At 71.7% G+C, this 16,057-nt stretch carries 12 protein-coding genes; 3 read left to right on the plus strand and 9 right to left on the minus strand.

Going from position 1 to position 16,057, the window contains the following annotated elements:
- Positions 1-19: 19 nt before the first annotated feature.
- The 6 genes from Q9S36_RS16480 to Q9S36_RS16505 form a co-directional block, all read right to left on the minus strand.
- Positions 20-1,108 (minus strand): mandelate racemase/muconate lactonizing enzyme family protein, encoded by a 1,089-nt coding sequence (locus Q9S36_RS16480; protein WP_311286051.1) that lies wholly within the window; start codon positions 1,106-1,108, stop codon positions 20-22.
- On the minus strand, positions 1,105-2,004 hold the full coding sequence (locus tag Q9S36_RS16485) for a 5-dehydro-4-deoxyglucarate dehydratase (RefSeq protein ID WP_311286052.1): 900 nt from the start codon (positions 2,002-2,004) through the stop codon (positions 1,105-1,107). Before Q9S36_RS16485 ends, Q9S36_RS16480 begins: the two co-directional genes overlap by 4 nt.
- Positions 2,001-2,942, minus strand: a complete 942-nt coding sequence (locus Q9S36_RS16490; RefSeq protein ID WP_311286053.1) for an NAD(P)-dependent oxidoreductase — start codon at positions 2,940-2,942, stop codon at positions 2,001-2,003. The genes Q9S36_RS16485 and Q9S36_RS16490 overlap by 4 nt, the downstream gene beginning before the upstream one ends.
- Positions 2,939-4,318 carry a Gfo/Idh/MocA family oxidoreductase gene (locus Q9S36_RS16495; RefSeq protein ID WP_311286054.1) on the minus strand — a complete coding sequence of 460 codons (1,380 nt, stop codon included), beginning with the start codon at positions 4,316-4,318 and terminating at the stop codon, positions 2,939-2,941. Before Q9S36_RS16495 ends, Q9S36_RS16490 begins: the two co-directional genes overlap by 4 nt.
- 74 nt (positions 4,319-4,392) lie before the next feature.
- On the minus strand, positions 4,393-5,391 hold the full coding sequence (locus Q9S36_RS16500) for a LacI family DNA-binding transcriptional regulator (protein ID WP_311286055.1): 999 nt from the start codon (positions 5,389-5,391) through the stop codon (positions 4,393-4,395).
- Between the two features lie 14 nt (positions 5,392-5,405).
- Entirely contained in the window at positions 5,406-6,440 is a 1,035-nt protein-coding gene (locus tag Q9S36_RS16505) for a LacI family DNA-binding transcriptional regulator (RefSeq protein ID WP_311286056.1), read from the minus strand.
- 71 nt (positions 6,441-6,511) lie between these two features.
- Between Q9S36_RS16505 and Q9S36_RS16510 the strand changes: the two genes are divergently transcribed.
- Positions 6,512-8,848, plus strand: coding sequence for a beta-L-arabinofuranosidase domain-containing protein (locus Q9S36_RS16510; RefSeq protein ID WP_311286057.1), 2,337 nt, complete (start codon positions 6,512-6,514; stop codon positions 8,846-8,848).
- A 78-nt stretch (positions 8,849-8,926) separates the two neighbouring features.
- Positions 8,927-9,964, plus strand: a complete 1,038-nt coding sequence (locus Q9S36_RS16515; protein ID WP_311286058.1) for an aldo/keto reductase — start codon at positions 8,927-8,929, stop codon at positions 9,962-9,964.
- Positions 9,965-10,030: 66 nt separating this feature from the next.
- On the opposite strand, the gene Q9S36_RS16520 is transcribed toward Q9S36_RS16515, so the two are convergent.
- Genes Q9S36_RS16520 through Q9S36_RS16530 form a run of 3 tightly spaced genes read right to left on the minus strand, consistent with a single transcriptional unit; the run spans position 10,031 to position 13,355 of the window.
- Positions 10,031-10,924, minus strand: coding sequence for a sugar phosphate isomerase/epimerase family protein (locus tag Q9S36_RS16520; RefSeq protein WP_311286059.1), 894 nt, complete (start codon positions 10,922-10,924; stop codon positions 10,031-10,033).
- A complete protein-coding gene (locus tag Q9S36_RS16525) occupies positions 10,921-12,138 on the minus strand; it encodes a dihydrodipicolinate synthase family protein (RefSeq protein WP_311286060.1) in 1,218 nt (405 codons plus the stop codon). The genes Q9S36_RS16520 and Q9S36_RS16525 overlap by 4 nt, the downstream gene beginning before the upstream one ends.
- A 5-nt stretch (positions 12,139-12,143) precedes the next feature.
- Complete coding sequence (locus tag Q9S36_RS16530; RefSeq protein ID WP_311286061.1) at positions 12,144-13,355, minus strand: Gfo/Idh/MocA family oxidoreductase; 1,212 nt, start codon at positions 13,353-13,355, stop codon at positions 12,144-12,146.
- 434 nt (positions 13,356-13,789) lie between these two features.
- On the opposite strand from Q9S36_RS16530, the gene Q9S36_RS16535 reads away from it, so the two are divergent.
- A complete protein-coding gene (locus Q9S36_RS16535; protein WP_311286062.1) occupies positions 13,790-15,976 on the plus strand; it encodes an alpha/beta hydrolase-fold protein in 2,187 nt (728 codons plus the stop codon).
- Positions 15,977-16,057 lie beyond the last annotated feature (81 nt).

Raw genomic sequence — 16,057 nt, forward strand, 5'->3', positions numbered from 1 at the left:
ACGGGCGTGACGGCTCGCGTCATGAGAATCGGATGCCGAGACCGACGTGCGGCACCTCGGTCAGTGCGCCGTCGGAGATGGACACGGGAGACGGGTCGGCGAGGGCCCCGAGCGCGCCGAACCCGGCGTCCTCGACGTCCTCGACCATCGGCTCGGCCACGCCCGGGACCGGCCGCAGGCTCAGCGCGAGCTGACCCGACAGCTCGGGCAGCAGATGGGGGTGCAGCGCGGCGCCGTACTCGGCGGCGATCGCGGCGATGCCCAGGAACGGCGTGATGCCGCCGACGCGCACGACGTTCGGCTGCACGATCTGCACCGCGCCGGCGCGCAGGAACTCGTCGAAGCGGTAGACCGTGTGCAGGTTCTCGCCGAGGGCGATCGGGATGCCGCTGGACGACGTCAATCGCCGGGCCAGTTCGGTGTGTCCGTACAGATCGTCCGCGCGCAGCGGCTCCTCGATCCACGCCGGAGTCACCTCGGCGAGCACCTCGAGCGAGTCGGTCGCGCGATCGAGTTCCCAGCGCTGGTTGGCGTCGATCATGAGCGCGCGGTCGGGACCGAGCACCTCCCGCACCGCGCGGAGCCGGTCGAGGTCCTCGGCCACGTCGGGCTTGCCGACCTTGACCTTGACGGCGTCGAACCCCGCAGCAACCCACCGCTGCGCCTGCGCGACGAGCTCGTCGGCCGAGTAGTGCAGGTTCACCCCGCTGCCGTACGCGCGGGCGCGGGTGCGTGGTGCGCGGAGGAAGCCGGTGAGCGACGAGCCGTCGCTGCGGCACGCGGCATCCCACAGCGCCAGGTCGAGTCCCGCGAGGGCGATCGTCGTGAGACCGCCGCCCCCGGCCTCGTGCAGGTGCCGCCATGCCGGCAGCCAGCCTTCGCCGGGTTCGCCCGGTCCGCCGACGGCGAAGCGCGGGATGTCGTGCTGGAGCAGCGCGAGCACCGCCTCGGCCCCGATCTGGGGAGTCCACGACAAGCCCCAGCCCTGGGCGCCGTCCGAGCGCACCACGTGCGTGGCGATCACGCCGACCGACGTGACATCCGCCGCCCACGGACGCGTGAGCGGCACGCGCACGAGGCGGGCGTCGAGGGAGCGGATCGTGATCACAGCAGCGCGCGCCCGGCCTCGAGGATCTCGGCCAGCCGGGCTTCCTGCGCCGGCGTGGGGTCGATCAGCGGGGCGCGCACCGGACCGACCGGCAGGCCCGACAGCCGCAGGCCGGCCTTGATGAGCGACACACCGAACCCGGGCGTCTCGTCGCGCAGGCGCACGAGCGGCGAGTAGAAGCCGTCCAGGAGCGCGGCTCTGCGGGTCTCGTCGCCGTCGACGTACGCCCGGTAGTAGGCGTTCGCCACCGCGGGGATCATCGCGAAGGCGGCCGACGAGTACAGCGGGATGCCGATGCCGCGGTACGCCCCCTGGGTGAGCTCGGCGGTGAGCAGACCGTTGAAGAACGCGAAGTCCTCACGCCCTTCGGCGGCGACCGCGCGCACGATCTGCTGCGCGAGACCGACGTCGCCGACGCCGTCCTTGAAGCCGACCACTTTCGGGTTGCGCGCCAGGGTGCGCACCGATTCGACCGAGTATTGGGCGGTGCCGCGGTGGTAGATGACGACGGGAAGATCGGATGCCGCGGCGACAGCCTCGACATAGGCCACGAGTCCCGCCTGCGGACCGCCGACGAGGTAGGGCGGCAGCACGAGCAGTGCATCCGCCCCCGCGTCCGCCGCCGCGCGCGCGAGGGCCGTGGCGTGACCGAGCGGGCCGCCGGTGCCGGCGACGACCGGGACGCGGCCGGACACCGTCTCGGCCGCCACGCGCACGACATGCGCGGCTTCGTCCGCCGACAGCGCGTGGAACTCGCCGGTTCCGCACGCGGGGAACACCCCGCCGGGGTCATGCTCGAGAGTCGTGGCGACGTGGGTGCGCAGCAGCTCGTCGTCGACGCGGCCGGCGGCGTCGAAGGGCGTGACGGGGAAGAAGAGGATGCCGTCGAAGTTCACGCCAGCACGTCCTTTCGCTCGGGGTCCACGGCCGTGGCGTCGGTTTGGTCCAGGGCGGTGCGCCACGTGTGGGCGGGCGACCAGCCGAGCACCCGCCGGGCTTTCGCGTTCGAGAAGGCCGGCGCGGTGCCGGTCAGCCCGGCGGCGAGGTCGCCGCTGCCGGGGACGAACCGCGGCAGCAGGTCGGCGAGCGGTTCGCGGGCGAGGGCGTCGTCGGCGCCGACGAAGAAGACCTCGGCGTTCGGGATGTGAGGGAGCGCCTCGAGCAGCGTGTCGACGAACGAGGCGACGTCGCGGGCGTCGACGTAGTTGAACAGCGCCGGCGCCGAGAGGGCGGGGTCGGCGAGACGTTCGCGCACCGTGTGACCCTGCTGCGTCGGCGCTCCCGCCCATTCCTCCGGCGCGATGACGTAGCAGGGCCGGAAGGCGGCGAACCGCGTGGCCTCGCCGGTCTGCCGCGCGAACATCGCGATGGTCTGCTCGGCCAGAAGCTTCGACAGGGCGTACGCGTTCCACGGCCGCGGTGCGGTGTCCTCGTCCAGGGGGAACCGGTCGGGAAGCCACCCGGCGGGGGCGCCGTAGCCGAGGACCGTGGGGCTCGATGCCGTCACGATGCGGGGGATGCCGGCTGCAACGGCTGCGCCGACGGTGTTGAGCGCCAGCGCGGCGTTGGTGCGCAGGATCACATCCTCGGGTGCGCTGAAGGGCACCGCGATCGCCGCCAGGTGGACGAGCGCGTCCGCACGGGTCGCGGCCACGGCGCGCGACGCGGCTTCGGCGTCGGTGAGGTCGACGGCCACCTGTTCGATCCCGTCGAGCTCGACGGCCTGCGACACCGCACGGTCGAGGCTGACGATCTCGTGGCCGACCGCCGCGAGGCCTGCGACGAGGCTGCGGCCGAGGCGACCGGCGCCTCCGGTGACGACGATGCGGCTCACGAGTGCGCCGCGGCGGAAGGGCCGGCGGTGCCGGCGGCGGCGGGCGCGGCATCCTCACGGAGGAAGCGGATGCCGAGATCGGCGATCTCGACGGGGAGCCCGGTGGCGAGCGAGCGGTTGCCGGCGATGCCGACGGCGATGGAGCGCACCCCGTCGCGCCAGCCGGCGGGGCGCGCGAGCGGGTCGTCGCCGGGGCCTTCGAACACGTCGGCCAGGAGGAGGCGGTCGCCGCCGCCGTGTCCTCCGGCGAGGTTCTCGATCGGCACCTCGTACGGCGCCTCCCAGTGGCGCTGGACGATGAGGCGCTCCCCCTCGGGACGCAGCGACCCGGACCCGCCGGCGTCGACGGCGCTGGGGTCGAGCACGGGGTGGAGGCCCTCGTCGGCGAGGACGGCGCCGCGCTCGACGACATCGAGCTCGGCCCGGCCCTCGGTGCCGTTGACGGCGACGCGGTATCCCTCCCATGGCGCGTGGGCGTTGAGGGAGTAGCTCAGCGTCGCACCCGAGAGGTAGTCCACGACGAGGGCAAGGTTGTCTTCGATCGTGATGCCGTCGGAGAAGACGTCGAGGTCGCGGTGGTAGCCGTCGTGCTGCGCGGCATCGAGGTAGAGGGCGGCGAGGCGCTCGTCCTGGCGGAGATCGAGTTCGAACGCGTCGGCCCCGTCGTGGGTGCCGCGGGCGGGGCGGCCGGTGATGCCGCGGGCGGCGGCGTTGTCGGCGCCGTAGAACCGCAGTCCGCCCGAGGCGTAGACCCGACGCGGGCCGGAGCGGATCCACCAGTTGACCAGGTCGAAGTGATGACTGGACTTGTGGACGAGCAGCCCGCCGGAGTTCGCCTTGTCCCGGTGCCAGCGGCGGAAGTAGTCCGCGCCGTGCTTGGTGTCGAGCATCCATGAGAAGTCGATCGAGGTGACCTGCCCGATCGTGCCGTCCTGGATGACCTGGCGCAGGGCCGAGTTGCGCGGCGAATACCGGTAGTTGAACGTGATGACGACCTCGCGGCCGGTGCGGTCGATCGCGTCCTCGATGGCCGCGGCGCTCGGGCCGTCGATCGTGAGCGGCTTCTCGACCACGACGTCGGCGCCGGCATCCAGGGAACGCACGATGAGCGGCGCGTGCAGGTCGTCGCGGGCGCAGATCACCACCCGGTCGATCTTCTCGTCGCGGACCATCCGCTCGAGGTCGTCGGGCCCGTAGACGGCGGGCGCCGCCGCACCTGCCGCCACGACGCGATCGACGTGGAACGCCGCGCGCACCGGGTTCGGCTCGCAGATCGCCGCCAGGACCGCGCGGTCGGCGTACGTGCCGGTGATCGCGTCGACGTACATCTGGGCGCGGTGTCCGGCTCCGACGACGGCGTAACGGCGATGACTCATCTCACTCCTCCAGGAAACGTTTTCTCAGGGTAGCACGACGATCCACCGGCCGGGCGGGTGCCGGGTGGATGCGGTCAGGCAGGGGCGGGCCCGGTCGAGCCTCGGGCGACGAGCTGCGGACGCAGCCACAGCGGCTCCCGCGGCTCGGCGCCGTCGAGCAGGTCCCGCATGCGCTCCCACGCCTGAGAGCCCAGCTCCGTGGCGGGCACGGCCGCGGTCGTCAGCGGGGGCGTGGTGTACGCGGCGAAGGGGATGTCGTCGAAGCCCACGATGGAGAGGTCGTCGGGAACAGGGCGTCCGGCGGACTGCGCGGCGCTCAGCAGGCCCATGGCCACCAGGTCGTTGAACGCGACGGCGGCCGTCGCCCCCGAGGCCAGCACGGCGGCCGCGGAGGCGGCTCCCGCGTCGAAGTCGACACCGCACGGCAGCTCATCGACGACGACATCGGGATGCGCGGCGCGGAAGTCCGCGATCGCCTCGAGACGGGCGGCGTTGGCGACGCTGCGCGCGACGCCGGCGAGGAAGACGATGCGCCGGTGGCCGAGGCCGTGCAGGTGGGCGAGCTCGTCCGCCAGTGCGCTGCGGTAGTCCGCGCGCACGGCCGGCGTGGCGCCCGCCGAGCGGTTGACGAGCACGACGGGGCGCAGGCCGCCGACGAGCCGCTCCAGCTCTTCCTGCGGCAGTCGCGGAGCGCACAGCACGATGCCGTCGGTGCGGCGGCGGGTGGCGGCGGCGAGCACACGCTCCTCGTCGACGGACTCGGCAGAGTCGGCGACGAGGACGTGGTAGTCGTCGGCGGCCGCAGCGCGGCTGAGTCCGCGGAGGATGGCCTGGAACGTCGGGTTGCCGAGGTCGGGCACGACGACGGCGACGGTCTGGGTCCGACCGAGCACGAGTGAACGCGCGACGGGACTGGCGGTGTAGTTCAGCTCCGCGGCGGCATCCTGCACCCGCGCGACGAGGGCCGGGTCGACGGTCGGGTTGCCGTTGAGGGCGCGCGAGACCGTCGACAGCGACACGCCGGCCTTCGCTGCGACGTCGTTGATGGTGACGCCCTTAGGGGGTCTGGGCATGGGGATCCGGACGATCAGGCGCGCTCAGGCGTGGAGCCGCGGACCACGACGTCGAGGGGCAGCGGCGGCAGCGACGGATCCCAGTCCTCCTCGAGCACCGCGTGAAGCGCCCGGTAGCCGAAGTCCTCGAGGGGGACGTGCACGGTCGTCAGGCCCGGGCGGATGTCGCGCCCGGTAGGGATGTCGTCGAAGCCGGCGACGGCGAGGTCGGACCCGACCTCGCGCCCGGCGTCGCGGATCGCGGACATGGCGCCGATGGCGACCACGTCGCTGATCCCGAAGACCACCGTTCCCGCCGGCACGCCGGCGGCGAGCATCCGCTGCGCCCCCTCGTAGCCGGCGTCGCGCGTGAAGCCCGCGCGGATGACATCTCGGACGACGCCGCCGCCGGCGGTGAAGCCCTCCGTGAAGCCGGTGACACGGTCGTCCGAGGTGCGCACGCCCTCGCGGGCTCCGACGATCACCGCGTCGCGGTACCCCAGCTGCGACAGACGCGTCGCGAGCGCGCGCGAGCCGCCGAGGTTGTCGACCGTTACCGAGCGGATGTCGGCGCCGACGGGTCCGAGCGCGACGACCCGGCCGCCCATGGACTGGAAGGCGTCGAGCTCCGACTGAAGGCCGGCCCCGTCGGGGCCGTCGGTGCGGGATGCCGCGAGGATGAGCCCGCGCGGACGCTGACCGCGCAGGGCCCGCACCAGCTTCGCCTCGCGCTGCGGATCGCGCTCGGTGATGGCGATCGTGACGACCAGCCCGGCCTCGTCGGCACCGCGGGCGACGCCCGACGCGAGTTGGCCGAAGTACGGGTCGGCGATGTCGGCCACGAGCAGCGCCACGATCGCCGCCGTCCCGCGCGCGGTCGCCTGCGCAGACAGGTTGGCGGTGTAGCCCAGCTTGTCGGCGGCCGCCTGCACGCGGTCGCGATAGCTCTCGGCCACCTTCCGCGTGGATCCGTTCAGCACGCGCGACGCGGTGGCCAGCGACACACCCGCCTCGCGGGCGACGTCGTGCAGAGTCGCCGAACCCCGGGTATGCGTCGCGATCTCGCTCACAGCCCGAGTCTAGGCCTCCGGCCCGGCATCCGACACTATGGTGGGAAGCGTTTTCCGTCCCCAGGAGCATCATGCCCGCCACGAGCACGCTCGTTCGATTCCTCCCTCCCGCCGCCGTGCAGCTGAGGGAGGGAGCGGACCTCGCAGCGCAGCGCACGGTGCGCGAGACCCTGCTGCGCCTCGATCCCGACCGGCTGCTGGCTCCCTACCTCCGCGAGGCAGGACTGAGCGCGCGGGCCGAGCCGTACCCCGGCTGGGAGTCGGACGGACTCGACGGCCACACCGCCGGTCACGTGCTCTCGGCCGCGTCCACTCTCGCCGCGCGCGGCGACGACGCGCCGATCGCGGCCCTCGTCGAGCACCTCGTCGGCGGTATGCGCGACGCGCAGCAGGCGATCGGCACCGGCTATGTCGGAGGAGTTCCCGACGGTGTGGCCCTCTGGGAAGAGGTGCTCTCCGGAAGAGTCGAGGCGGGAGCGTTCTCTCTGAACGGCCGGTGGGTGCCGCTGTACAACCTGCACAAGACCCTCGCCGGCCTCCTCGATGCGACCGAGCTCGTCGGACACCCCGTCGCCGACGCGGCGCTCGCCGACCTCGGCCACTGGTGGCTGCGCACCGCTGCCGCCCTCGACGACGGCGTCTTCGGCGCGCTGCTGGACTCGGAGTTCGGCGGGTTCACCGAGGCGTTCGCCCGCCTGGCGATCCTCCGCCGCGACCCGGCCCTGCTGGCGCTCGCGCGCCGCTTCGCCCGTCCCGCGTTCGTCGAGCCGCTCGTCGCGGGCCGCGACGAGCTCGACGGCCTGCACGCCAACACGCTCATCCCCGTCGCCGTCGGTCTCGCCACGATCGAACGGGCCGCCCGCGAGGTCGACCCGGATGCCGTCGCCGACGTCGCTGCGCGCGAGGGTGCCGCGGCGCGGACCTTCTTCGACACGGTGGCCGGGCGTCGCAGCATCCCCCTCGGCGGTGACAGTGTCGCAGAGCACTTCCACGCCGCCGAGGACTTCTCGAGGATGTTCGTGGCGCGCGAAGGGCCCGAGACCTGCAACACCCACAACATGGTCAAGCTCGCTGCCGAGCTCCACGCCCTCACCGGCGACGACGCGTATCTGCACTGGGCGGAGCGGGCACGTCTGAACCACCTGCGTTCGGCGCAGCATCCGGGTCACGGCGGCCTGGTCTACTTCACCTCGCAGCGCCCCGGGCACTACCGCGTCTACTCGCCCGAGGCCGAGGGGTTCTGGTGCTGCATGGGGTCCGGTTTCGAGGCGCAGGCCCGCCACGGTGCGCTCGTGTACGCCGAGTCGGCCGGGACCGACGCGGCACCCGGCGAGCTGCGCATCAACGCGCTGGTCCCCTCGTCGGTGCGCACGCGGGACCTGCTCGTCGAGATCGATCCGGCGGAAGCCGCGGCAGGCGTCGACGCGTGGCGGGTGACGGTGACGGCGGATCGACCCCTCGCGCGGGCGGTCAGCATCCTCATCCCCGACGGTGTCGAACACGCGCGCATCGAGACCGCACCGGGCGTCGTCGCCGACGTCGCCGCGGGGACGCGATGGACCGCCGGGACCACGTGGTCCGGGCGCACGACGTACCGGATCGAGCTGCCGCGACGACTGCGCGTCGAGACGGCGCCCGACGGGTCGGCGTGGGGGTGGGTGGTCGACGGGTCGGAGGTGCTCGCGCAGCGCATTCCCGACGAGGCCCTCTCGTACCGCGGCACCGGAGCGCGGATGGGCCACATCGCGCTCGGGGCGCTGCGCCCCCTGGCAGAGGCGCCGATCCTCGACCCCGCCGATGTGGCCGCCGCCGAGCGGCTCGCCGACGGCCGCGTCCGCGTCGCCGCTCTCGAGGGCGCCGCGATCGACCTCGAGCCGTTCGCCGGCATCCATGACGCGCGGTACACCGTCGCCTTCCCGCTCGCGGATGCCGCGACCGCGGCCGCCCGTCGCGTCGAGCTCGCCGGCATCGACGCCGAGGCCCTCGACCTCGAGGCGCGCACGTGCGACGCCGTCGTCTTCGGGCAGCAGCAGCCGGAGTCCGATCACGCGCTCGTCGCCGACGACGAGGACACGGGCATCGTGGGCGACGTGCGATGGCGGCGGACCGCCGGGGCGATCCGGTTCACTCTGCGCGACTGGACCGGCACGGCCGACCGGCTCCGTGTGGAATGGTTCCCCGCCGAGGAGCCGGGGGGCCTCCGGGTGCATGCCGGCGGCGCCGTCGTCCTCGACCGCACGCTGACCCCCGAATCGACCGAGACCGTCTGCGAGGTCGACATGCCGGCGAGCCCGGGCGCCCTCGAGTGGAGCATGATCATCGAACCGACCGGTTCGATGATCGACCGGGTGGTGCGCACCCCGCGCCTGCGTGGAGTGCGACTGCTCACCTCGGTCGCCGACCGCTGAACCGTGACCGTCCCTTCTCTTCCCACCCGACCTTCCCGCTCGCCGTCCCCACCCGCCGTCCCCACCGCAAGGAGCACCATGCCCATCGCCGCCGATGATCACCGTCTCGACGCCGCCTACACGGCCGCGCCCGGCCGCTATTCCGATGTGTCCTACCGTCGCGCCGGGCGCAGCGGCATCCCCCTTCCGGCCATCTCGCTGGGGCTCTGGCAGAACTTCGGACGGAACCGCTCCGCCGACCGCCAGCGCGAGATCGTGACGCACGCGTTCGACCGCGGGATCACCCAGTTCGACCTGGCCAACAACTACGGACCCCCGTACGGCGAGGCCGAGCGGACCTTCGGCGGGATCCTCGCCCGCGACCTGGCGCCCTATCGTGATGAGCTGTTCGTGGCGACCAAGGCCGGCTACGACATGTGGCCGGGTCCGTACGGCGACGGCGGCTCGCGCAAGTACCTCTTCCGCTCGCTCGAGCAGAGTCTCACCCGGCTCGGCACCGACTACGTCGACGTCTTCTACTCCCACCGCCTCGACACCGAGACGCCCCTCGAAGAGACGCTGCAGGCTCTCGTCGACATCGTCCGCAGCGGCAAGGCGCTCTATGCGGGCATCTCGAACTACCCCGCCGACCTCACTGCGGCGGCCGCCGACTACCTGGCTGCTCAGAACGTGCGGCTGCTGCTGCATCAGCCGCGCTACTCGCTGTTCTCTCGCGAGCCCGAGGGTGCGCTGTTCGAGACCCTCCTGGAGCGCGGCATCGGCAGCGCGGTGTTCTCGCCGCTGGCGCAGGGGCTCCTCACCGACAAGTACCTCGGGGGAGAGGTGCCCGAGGGGTCTCGCGCCGCCGACAGCTGGTACCTCGACGGGTCGGCCATCACCGAGGACTACCTGACCCGCATCCGGGGCATCAAGCGCATCGCCGACGAGGTCGGCCTGCCGGTGGCGGGCCTCGCCGTCGCGTGGGTGCTGCGGCATCCGGCGGTGACGACGGCGATCATCGGAGCCTCGCGCCCCGGCCAGATCGACGACGCCATCGCGGCCAGCCGGGTGCCGCTCGAGGACGCGGTGCTCGAAGCGCTCGAGGAGTTCGCGCCGCCCGCCGGCTCGTCGCTGTGACGACCGGACCCGCCTGCGCGCCGGCCCGAGGGGCGGCGCGCAGGCGGGTCCGGGTGGTGCGTGTGCTCAGCCGGCGACGCGCGTGCGCAGGTGCGGGCTGACGGCCCGGCCGAAGGCTTCGGCGGTCTCGCGGACGATGGTGTCGGCGCCGCGCGACCAGATGTCGGCGTTGAAGATCTCGACCTCGATGTCGCGGTCGTAGCCCGTGGCCTCCACGGCGCGGGTGAGCGTGCCGAAGTCGATCACCCCGTCGCCCGGGTAGTGGCGGCTGAGCAGCACGTCCGCCGGCAGCGGCGTCTTCCAGTCGCACACCTGATACGTCGCGATCCGACCTTCGCGGCCGGCGCGCTCGATCTGGGGCAGCACGTCGGGGTCCCACCAGATGTGGAAGGTGTCCACGGTCACGCCCACGACGCCCGAGGGGAAGTCGCCGGCGATGTCGAGGGCCTGCCCGAGCGTGGACACGACGCAGCGGTCCGAGGCGTACATGGGATGCAGCGGCTCGATGGCCAGCTCGACTCCCGCCGCTTGCGCGACGGGTGCCAGCTCGCCGATCGCGTCGCGGACGCGCTCCCGCGCGCCGGCGAGGTCGCGCGAGCCCTCGGGAAGGGCGCCGGCGACCAGCACCAGCACCGGCTGCGAGCCGGGGGCGGCCGCTGCAGCCAGGGTGGCCGCCTCTTCGATCGCGAGGCGGTTGTCGTCGATGGCGGCGCGACGCTCGGGACCCTCGGGCATCGTGAAGAAGCCCGAACGGCAGTGCGTCGAGAAGCGCAGCCCCGAGTCGGCCAGCATCCGCGCGGCGGTGGCGAGTCCGACCTCCTGGACGGGCTCGCGCCACAGGCCGATCGCGGGGATCCCCGCGTCCACCGTGGCTTTCAGCGCCTCGGCCAGGTTCGCGTGCTTGACGGTCCCCTGGTTGATCGACAGGCGAGGATCGACGATGCCGCCGACCCCGGTCACGAGATGACTCCCGGCACGTCGATGCCGTTCACGCGCAGCATCCCGTGCCAGCGCACCGCGGCGAGCTCGGGACGCTCCAGCGCGCCGGACGCGTTGGCGAGCTCCACGATGCGCGACAGGTGGGGAAGACTCCGGGCGGAGTGCAGGCCGCCCACCATCTGGAACGCGCTCTGGTGGCCGTTGAGCCACGACAGGAAGGCCACGCCCGTCTTGTAGTAGAACGTGGGGGCGGCGAACACCTGGCGGCTGAGCTCCTCGGTCGGACCGAGGATCTCGAGATAGCGGGCGGGGTCGCCGGCGTCCAGCGCCTGGATCGCCGCCGAGGCGACGGGCGTGATCGCCGCGAAGGCGCCCAGCAGTGCGTCGGAGTGCTGCCGGGATGCCGCCGGGTCCCGCTCGGGCTGTGCCGCATCGGGGACGTCGGCGCCGCCGATGAGGCCGACGTAGTTGAAGTCGTCGCCGGTGAACATGCGCACGCCCTCGGGGAGGCGCTCGCGCACCGACACCTCGGACGCGGCATCCAGCAGGCTCATTTTGACGCCGGCGATCTTGTCGGCGTGCTCGCCGATGATCTCGAGCAGCACCGCCGACGCCTCGCGCCAGTCGGGCGAACCGAAGTAGCCCTCGAGGATCGGGTCGAACGCGGTGCCCAGCCAGTGCAGGACGACGGGGGTCGTCGCCGACTGCAGCACCTCGCGGTACACGCGCCGGTAGTCGTCGGCGGACTCCGCAGCGCGGGCGAGGTGGCGCGAGGCCATGAGCACCGGCCCGGCGCCCTGCTCCTCGGTGAAGTGCAGCTGCTGCTTGTAGGCGTCGATGACCTCGTCCACCGAGACGAGCTCGGCCTCGAGATGGTCGGTGTTCACGCCCACCACGACCGAGCCGCCCTCTTCACGGGCCACTTCGGCCGAGCGCGAGATCAGCTCGCGTGTGGCCGCGGCATCCAGCCCCATGTTCCGCTGCGCGGTGTCCATGGCGTCGGCGACGCCGAGACCCCACGCGTACACGGCACGGCGGAAGTCGAGCGTGGCGTCCCAGTCGACGTCCGCAGGCCGGCCCGGCGTGTTGTCGGCGTGGATCTTCGGCACCACGTGCGCGGCGGCGTACGCGACGCGGCTGCGCAGCGGGCCGTCGGGCCGGGTGTATCCCGGGGCATCGGCGAGGGCGACCCGCGAGAGGGCGCCGTCGCCGGCGAGCAGGGTGAGGTGGCTCATGGGGGTCAGTCCAGGCTCAGCGCGGGCAGCTCGACCCGGCGACCCTCGCGGCTGGACTGCAGGCCCGCCTCGGCCAGCAGCACGCCGCGCGCGCCCGACAGCAGGTCGAACTCGTAGTCGGTGCCCTCGGCGAACGAGACGAGGAACTCCTCCCACTGCTGCTTGAAGCCGTTCTGGAACACGTCGTTCGTCGGAACTTCGGCCCAGTCGGCGTCGTAGTCGTGGCTGTCGGCGAGGTCGGGGTTCCACACCGGCTTGGGGGTGGCGTTGCGGTGCTGGATCTTCGCGCCGAACAGACCCACGACGGCCGAGCCGTGCGTGCCGTCGACGTGGAACTCGACGAGCTCGTCACGGTTGACGCGCACGGTCCACGAGGAGTTGATCTGAGCGACGATGTCGCCCTCGAGCTCGAAGATGCCGTAGGCGGCGTCCTCGGCGGTGGCGGTGTAGTGCTCGCCGTTCTCGTCCCAGCGGTCGGCGATGTGCACGGCGGCCTGGGCGTAGACCGACTTGACCTCGCCGAACAGGTTCTCGAGCACGTAGTTCCAGTGCGGGAACATGTCGACGATGATGCCGCCGCCGTCCTCGGCGCGGTAGTTCCAGCTGGGTCGCTGCGCCGGCTGCCAATCGCCTTCGAACACCCAGTAGCCGAACTCGCCGCGCACCGAGAGGATGCGTCCGAAGAAGCCGGAGTCGATGAGGCGCTTGAGCTTCTGCAGGCCCGGGAGGTAGAGCTTGTCGTGCACGACACCGGTCTTGACGCCTGCGGCGGCGGCGAGCTTGGCCAGTTCGAGCGCCTCGTCGACGGTCTCGGCGGTGGGCTTCTCGGTGTAGATCGTCTTGCCGGCCGCGATCGCCTTGCGCAGGGCGCTGGCGCGCGCCTTCGTGACGAGGAAGTCGGCGTAGATCTCCCAGCGCGGATCGGCGAGGGCGGCGTCGAGGTCGGTCGTGTAGTCCTCGATGCCGTGCTTGGCGGCGAGGTCGGCGAGCTTGGCCTCGCTGCGGCCGACCAGGAGCGGCTTCACGGTGATCTTCGACCCGTCGGGCAGTTCGACGCCGCCCTGATCGCGGATCGCGAGGATCGAGCGCACGAGGTGCTGGCGGTAGCCCATGCGTCCCGAGACGCCGTTCATGATGATGCCGACCTCGCGCACCGACGGGGTGGCGGCGGAGTCGGTGGTGGGGGCCTCGACCGGTGCGAGCGTCGTGTCGGTCATGGGGTCCTTCTCTCTGTCGGATGCGTCCGGACGTCGCGGTCTCGGACGCGATTTCGCACGCAGGTGCGGGTAAACGCTTTCCAGTAGTGTGCCATGCGACATCGGCCTCCGCAACCGCGAGTGTCGGCGTCGAGGGAGCGCGAGCTCGGGTTCCATTGTGAGTCGCAGATGTGCAACGTTGTAAAAAAGTCTTGACCAGCTCGCTCCTCGTGCGCAACGATGGGCGTCGAGGGGATTTACGACGTTGTAAATGTGGTTCTCACGACCGAGATGTCGGGATCTCATCACCTGTCCGGCGGCGAGCGCGAGGTTCGGTGCCGGGTGCTGGAGTCGCGCATGACGATGTGCGCGATCGATCATGAGAGGAATCGATGGTGATGATCAACGATCACGCGCGGCCGAGCCGGAGGCGCTCCCGTCGCAGCTGGGTGGCTATGGCCACCGTGGCGGCAGTGGGGGCGACCTCGCTGCTTGCGACACAGTCGGCAGCAGCCGCCGAAGACCCCTGGGTCGGCGAGCTGCTCAACAATCCGATCGCCGATGTGTACCGGTTCACCGTGCCCAACGCGGCGGTCGAGCCGGCAACAGGTGTCGCGGGCTCCGTCGTCGCGGTCGAGGGCAACTTCGCGCCGGGCAAGACCTGGACGACCCTCAACATGGGCTCCAGCGGGGGGAACTGGTCGTCGACGATCGGCCCCCTCGAGCCGGGCTTCTACTACTACCAGTACTCCGCTCGCCCCTCATGGGGTGAGGACGCCGTTCCGTTCCGCAACCCCGCGAGCCCTCAGGAAGTGACGTCCAACCCGGCGATGAACACGCTGTTCGTCCCCGGCCCGGGCGCCGAGTGGCTCGCCGACGTACCGGAGGGCGGGGCTCTCGAGGAGATCTCCTACGCCAGCACGGTGTCGGACGAGGAGCGTTCGGCGCTCGTGTGGACGCCCCCCGGATACGACGAGGACCGTGCCGAGCCGTACCCGGTGCTCTATCTCCTGCAGGACGAGGGGCAGAGCTACCGGGAATGGGTGGAGCTCGGCCGTCTTTCGCAGATCCTCGACAATCTGACCGTCGACGGCGACGCCGAGCCGATGGTCGTGGTCATGGGTGACGGCGAGGTCGATGACGTCCGCGACGAGGTGGTCAAGAACCTGGTCCCTGCCGCCGAGGACGCATTCCACATCTCCGACGACGCCGAGGATCGCGCCATCGCCGGTATCGGGCGCGGCGCCGACCAGGCTCTCAGCCTTCTGGTCGACGCCACGAAGGAGTTCTCGAACGTCGGCTCGTTCTCGGGTGGCCTCGAGGGCGACCTGGGCAACGGCAGCGGGAAGATCAGCAAGGGCAAGGCGAAGCAGATCAACGACGCGACCGATCTCATCCGCCTGTACGTCGGCAACGTCACCGACCCGAGCTACAACGCGACGGTCGACCTCGCCGACAAGCTCGATGCCGCCGGCGTCGAGTTCCAGGCGGACGGCTCCGACCCCGAGACCGGCGGCACGTGGGACACGTGGCAGAAGAATCTGCACGACTTCGCGCAGCGCGTGTTCCAGGCCCCGGGCGACACGGGACCGAGTGAGGGCCATCTCCCGCTCGAGCCGCACGCGCTTCCGGCGCCCGGCACGACCCCCACGCCGTGGATCGACGAGAACGGCGTCGTCACCTTCGAGACCGGCACCGAGTTCGCCGACGCGAACAACGTGACGGTGTGGGGCAACTTCGGCCCCGCCGGCAGCTGGCCGCGCACGCCGATGACCAAGCAGGACGACGGGCGCTGGCGTCTGACGATGCCTGTCGAGTCGGGCTCGTACTACTACAAGTTCGTCGTCGAGGGCGTCGATCACAAGGACCAGACCAACCCCACGACGGTGCTCTCCGAGCGCAACTGGAGCACGTTCCAGGTGCCCGGCGACGACACGCTGCGTGGCGAGTACACGACGCCGGTCGCTCCCGAGGCGCGGGGCGACGTCGAGGTCATGAACTACACGAGCAGTGCGAACGGCAACCCCGAGCGCTCCGCCTACGTGTGGACGCCCCCGGGCTACGACGCCGAGCGGGAAGAGCCCTACCCGGTGTTCTACCTCCAGCACGGCGGAGGGCAGACGTGGACGGACTGGATCGAGGTCGGCTTCGCCGCCCAGATCCTGGACAACCACTACGCCAAGGGCGAGATCGTCCCGATGGTTGTCGTGATGGCCAACGGCAACGGCGTGAACTTCCCCAACGAGATCACCCAGCGCATCACCGTGGCCGCCGAGGCGCAGTACAACGTCAGCGACGAGGGTGGGCAGCGGGCCCTCGCGGGCCTGTCGATGGGTTCGGGTCACACGCTGACCACGCTCTGGGCGCACCCGGGCGAGTTCGCGTACATCGGCGGGATGTCGGCGTTCGGCAGCGTTCCCGCGGGTGCGGACGTCGACGCGATCAACGAGGGCACCGAGCTCATCCGGATCTACTCGGGCGACACGCAGGACTTCACCTACGGAGCGACGCTGAGTCTGATCGACAGCATGACGAACCGCGGGGTGGAGCATGAGTTCGCTCCGATCATCGCCGGTCCGCACAGCTGGGATGTGTGGCAGAAGTCGCTGATCGACTTCCTGCCGAGGCTCTTCCAGGGCTGACACGCCAGCCTGACGCCGCAGCCGGCGTGGGTGACCCGGGAGACCCGGTCACTCACGCCGGCTGTTCTTGGGTGCGCGAAG

The organism is Microbacterium sp. ARD31 (assembly GCF_031844425.1).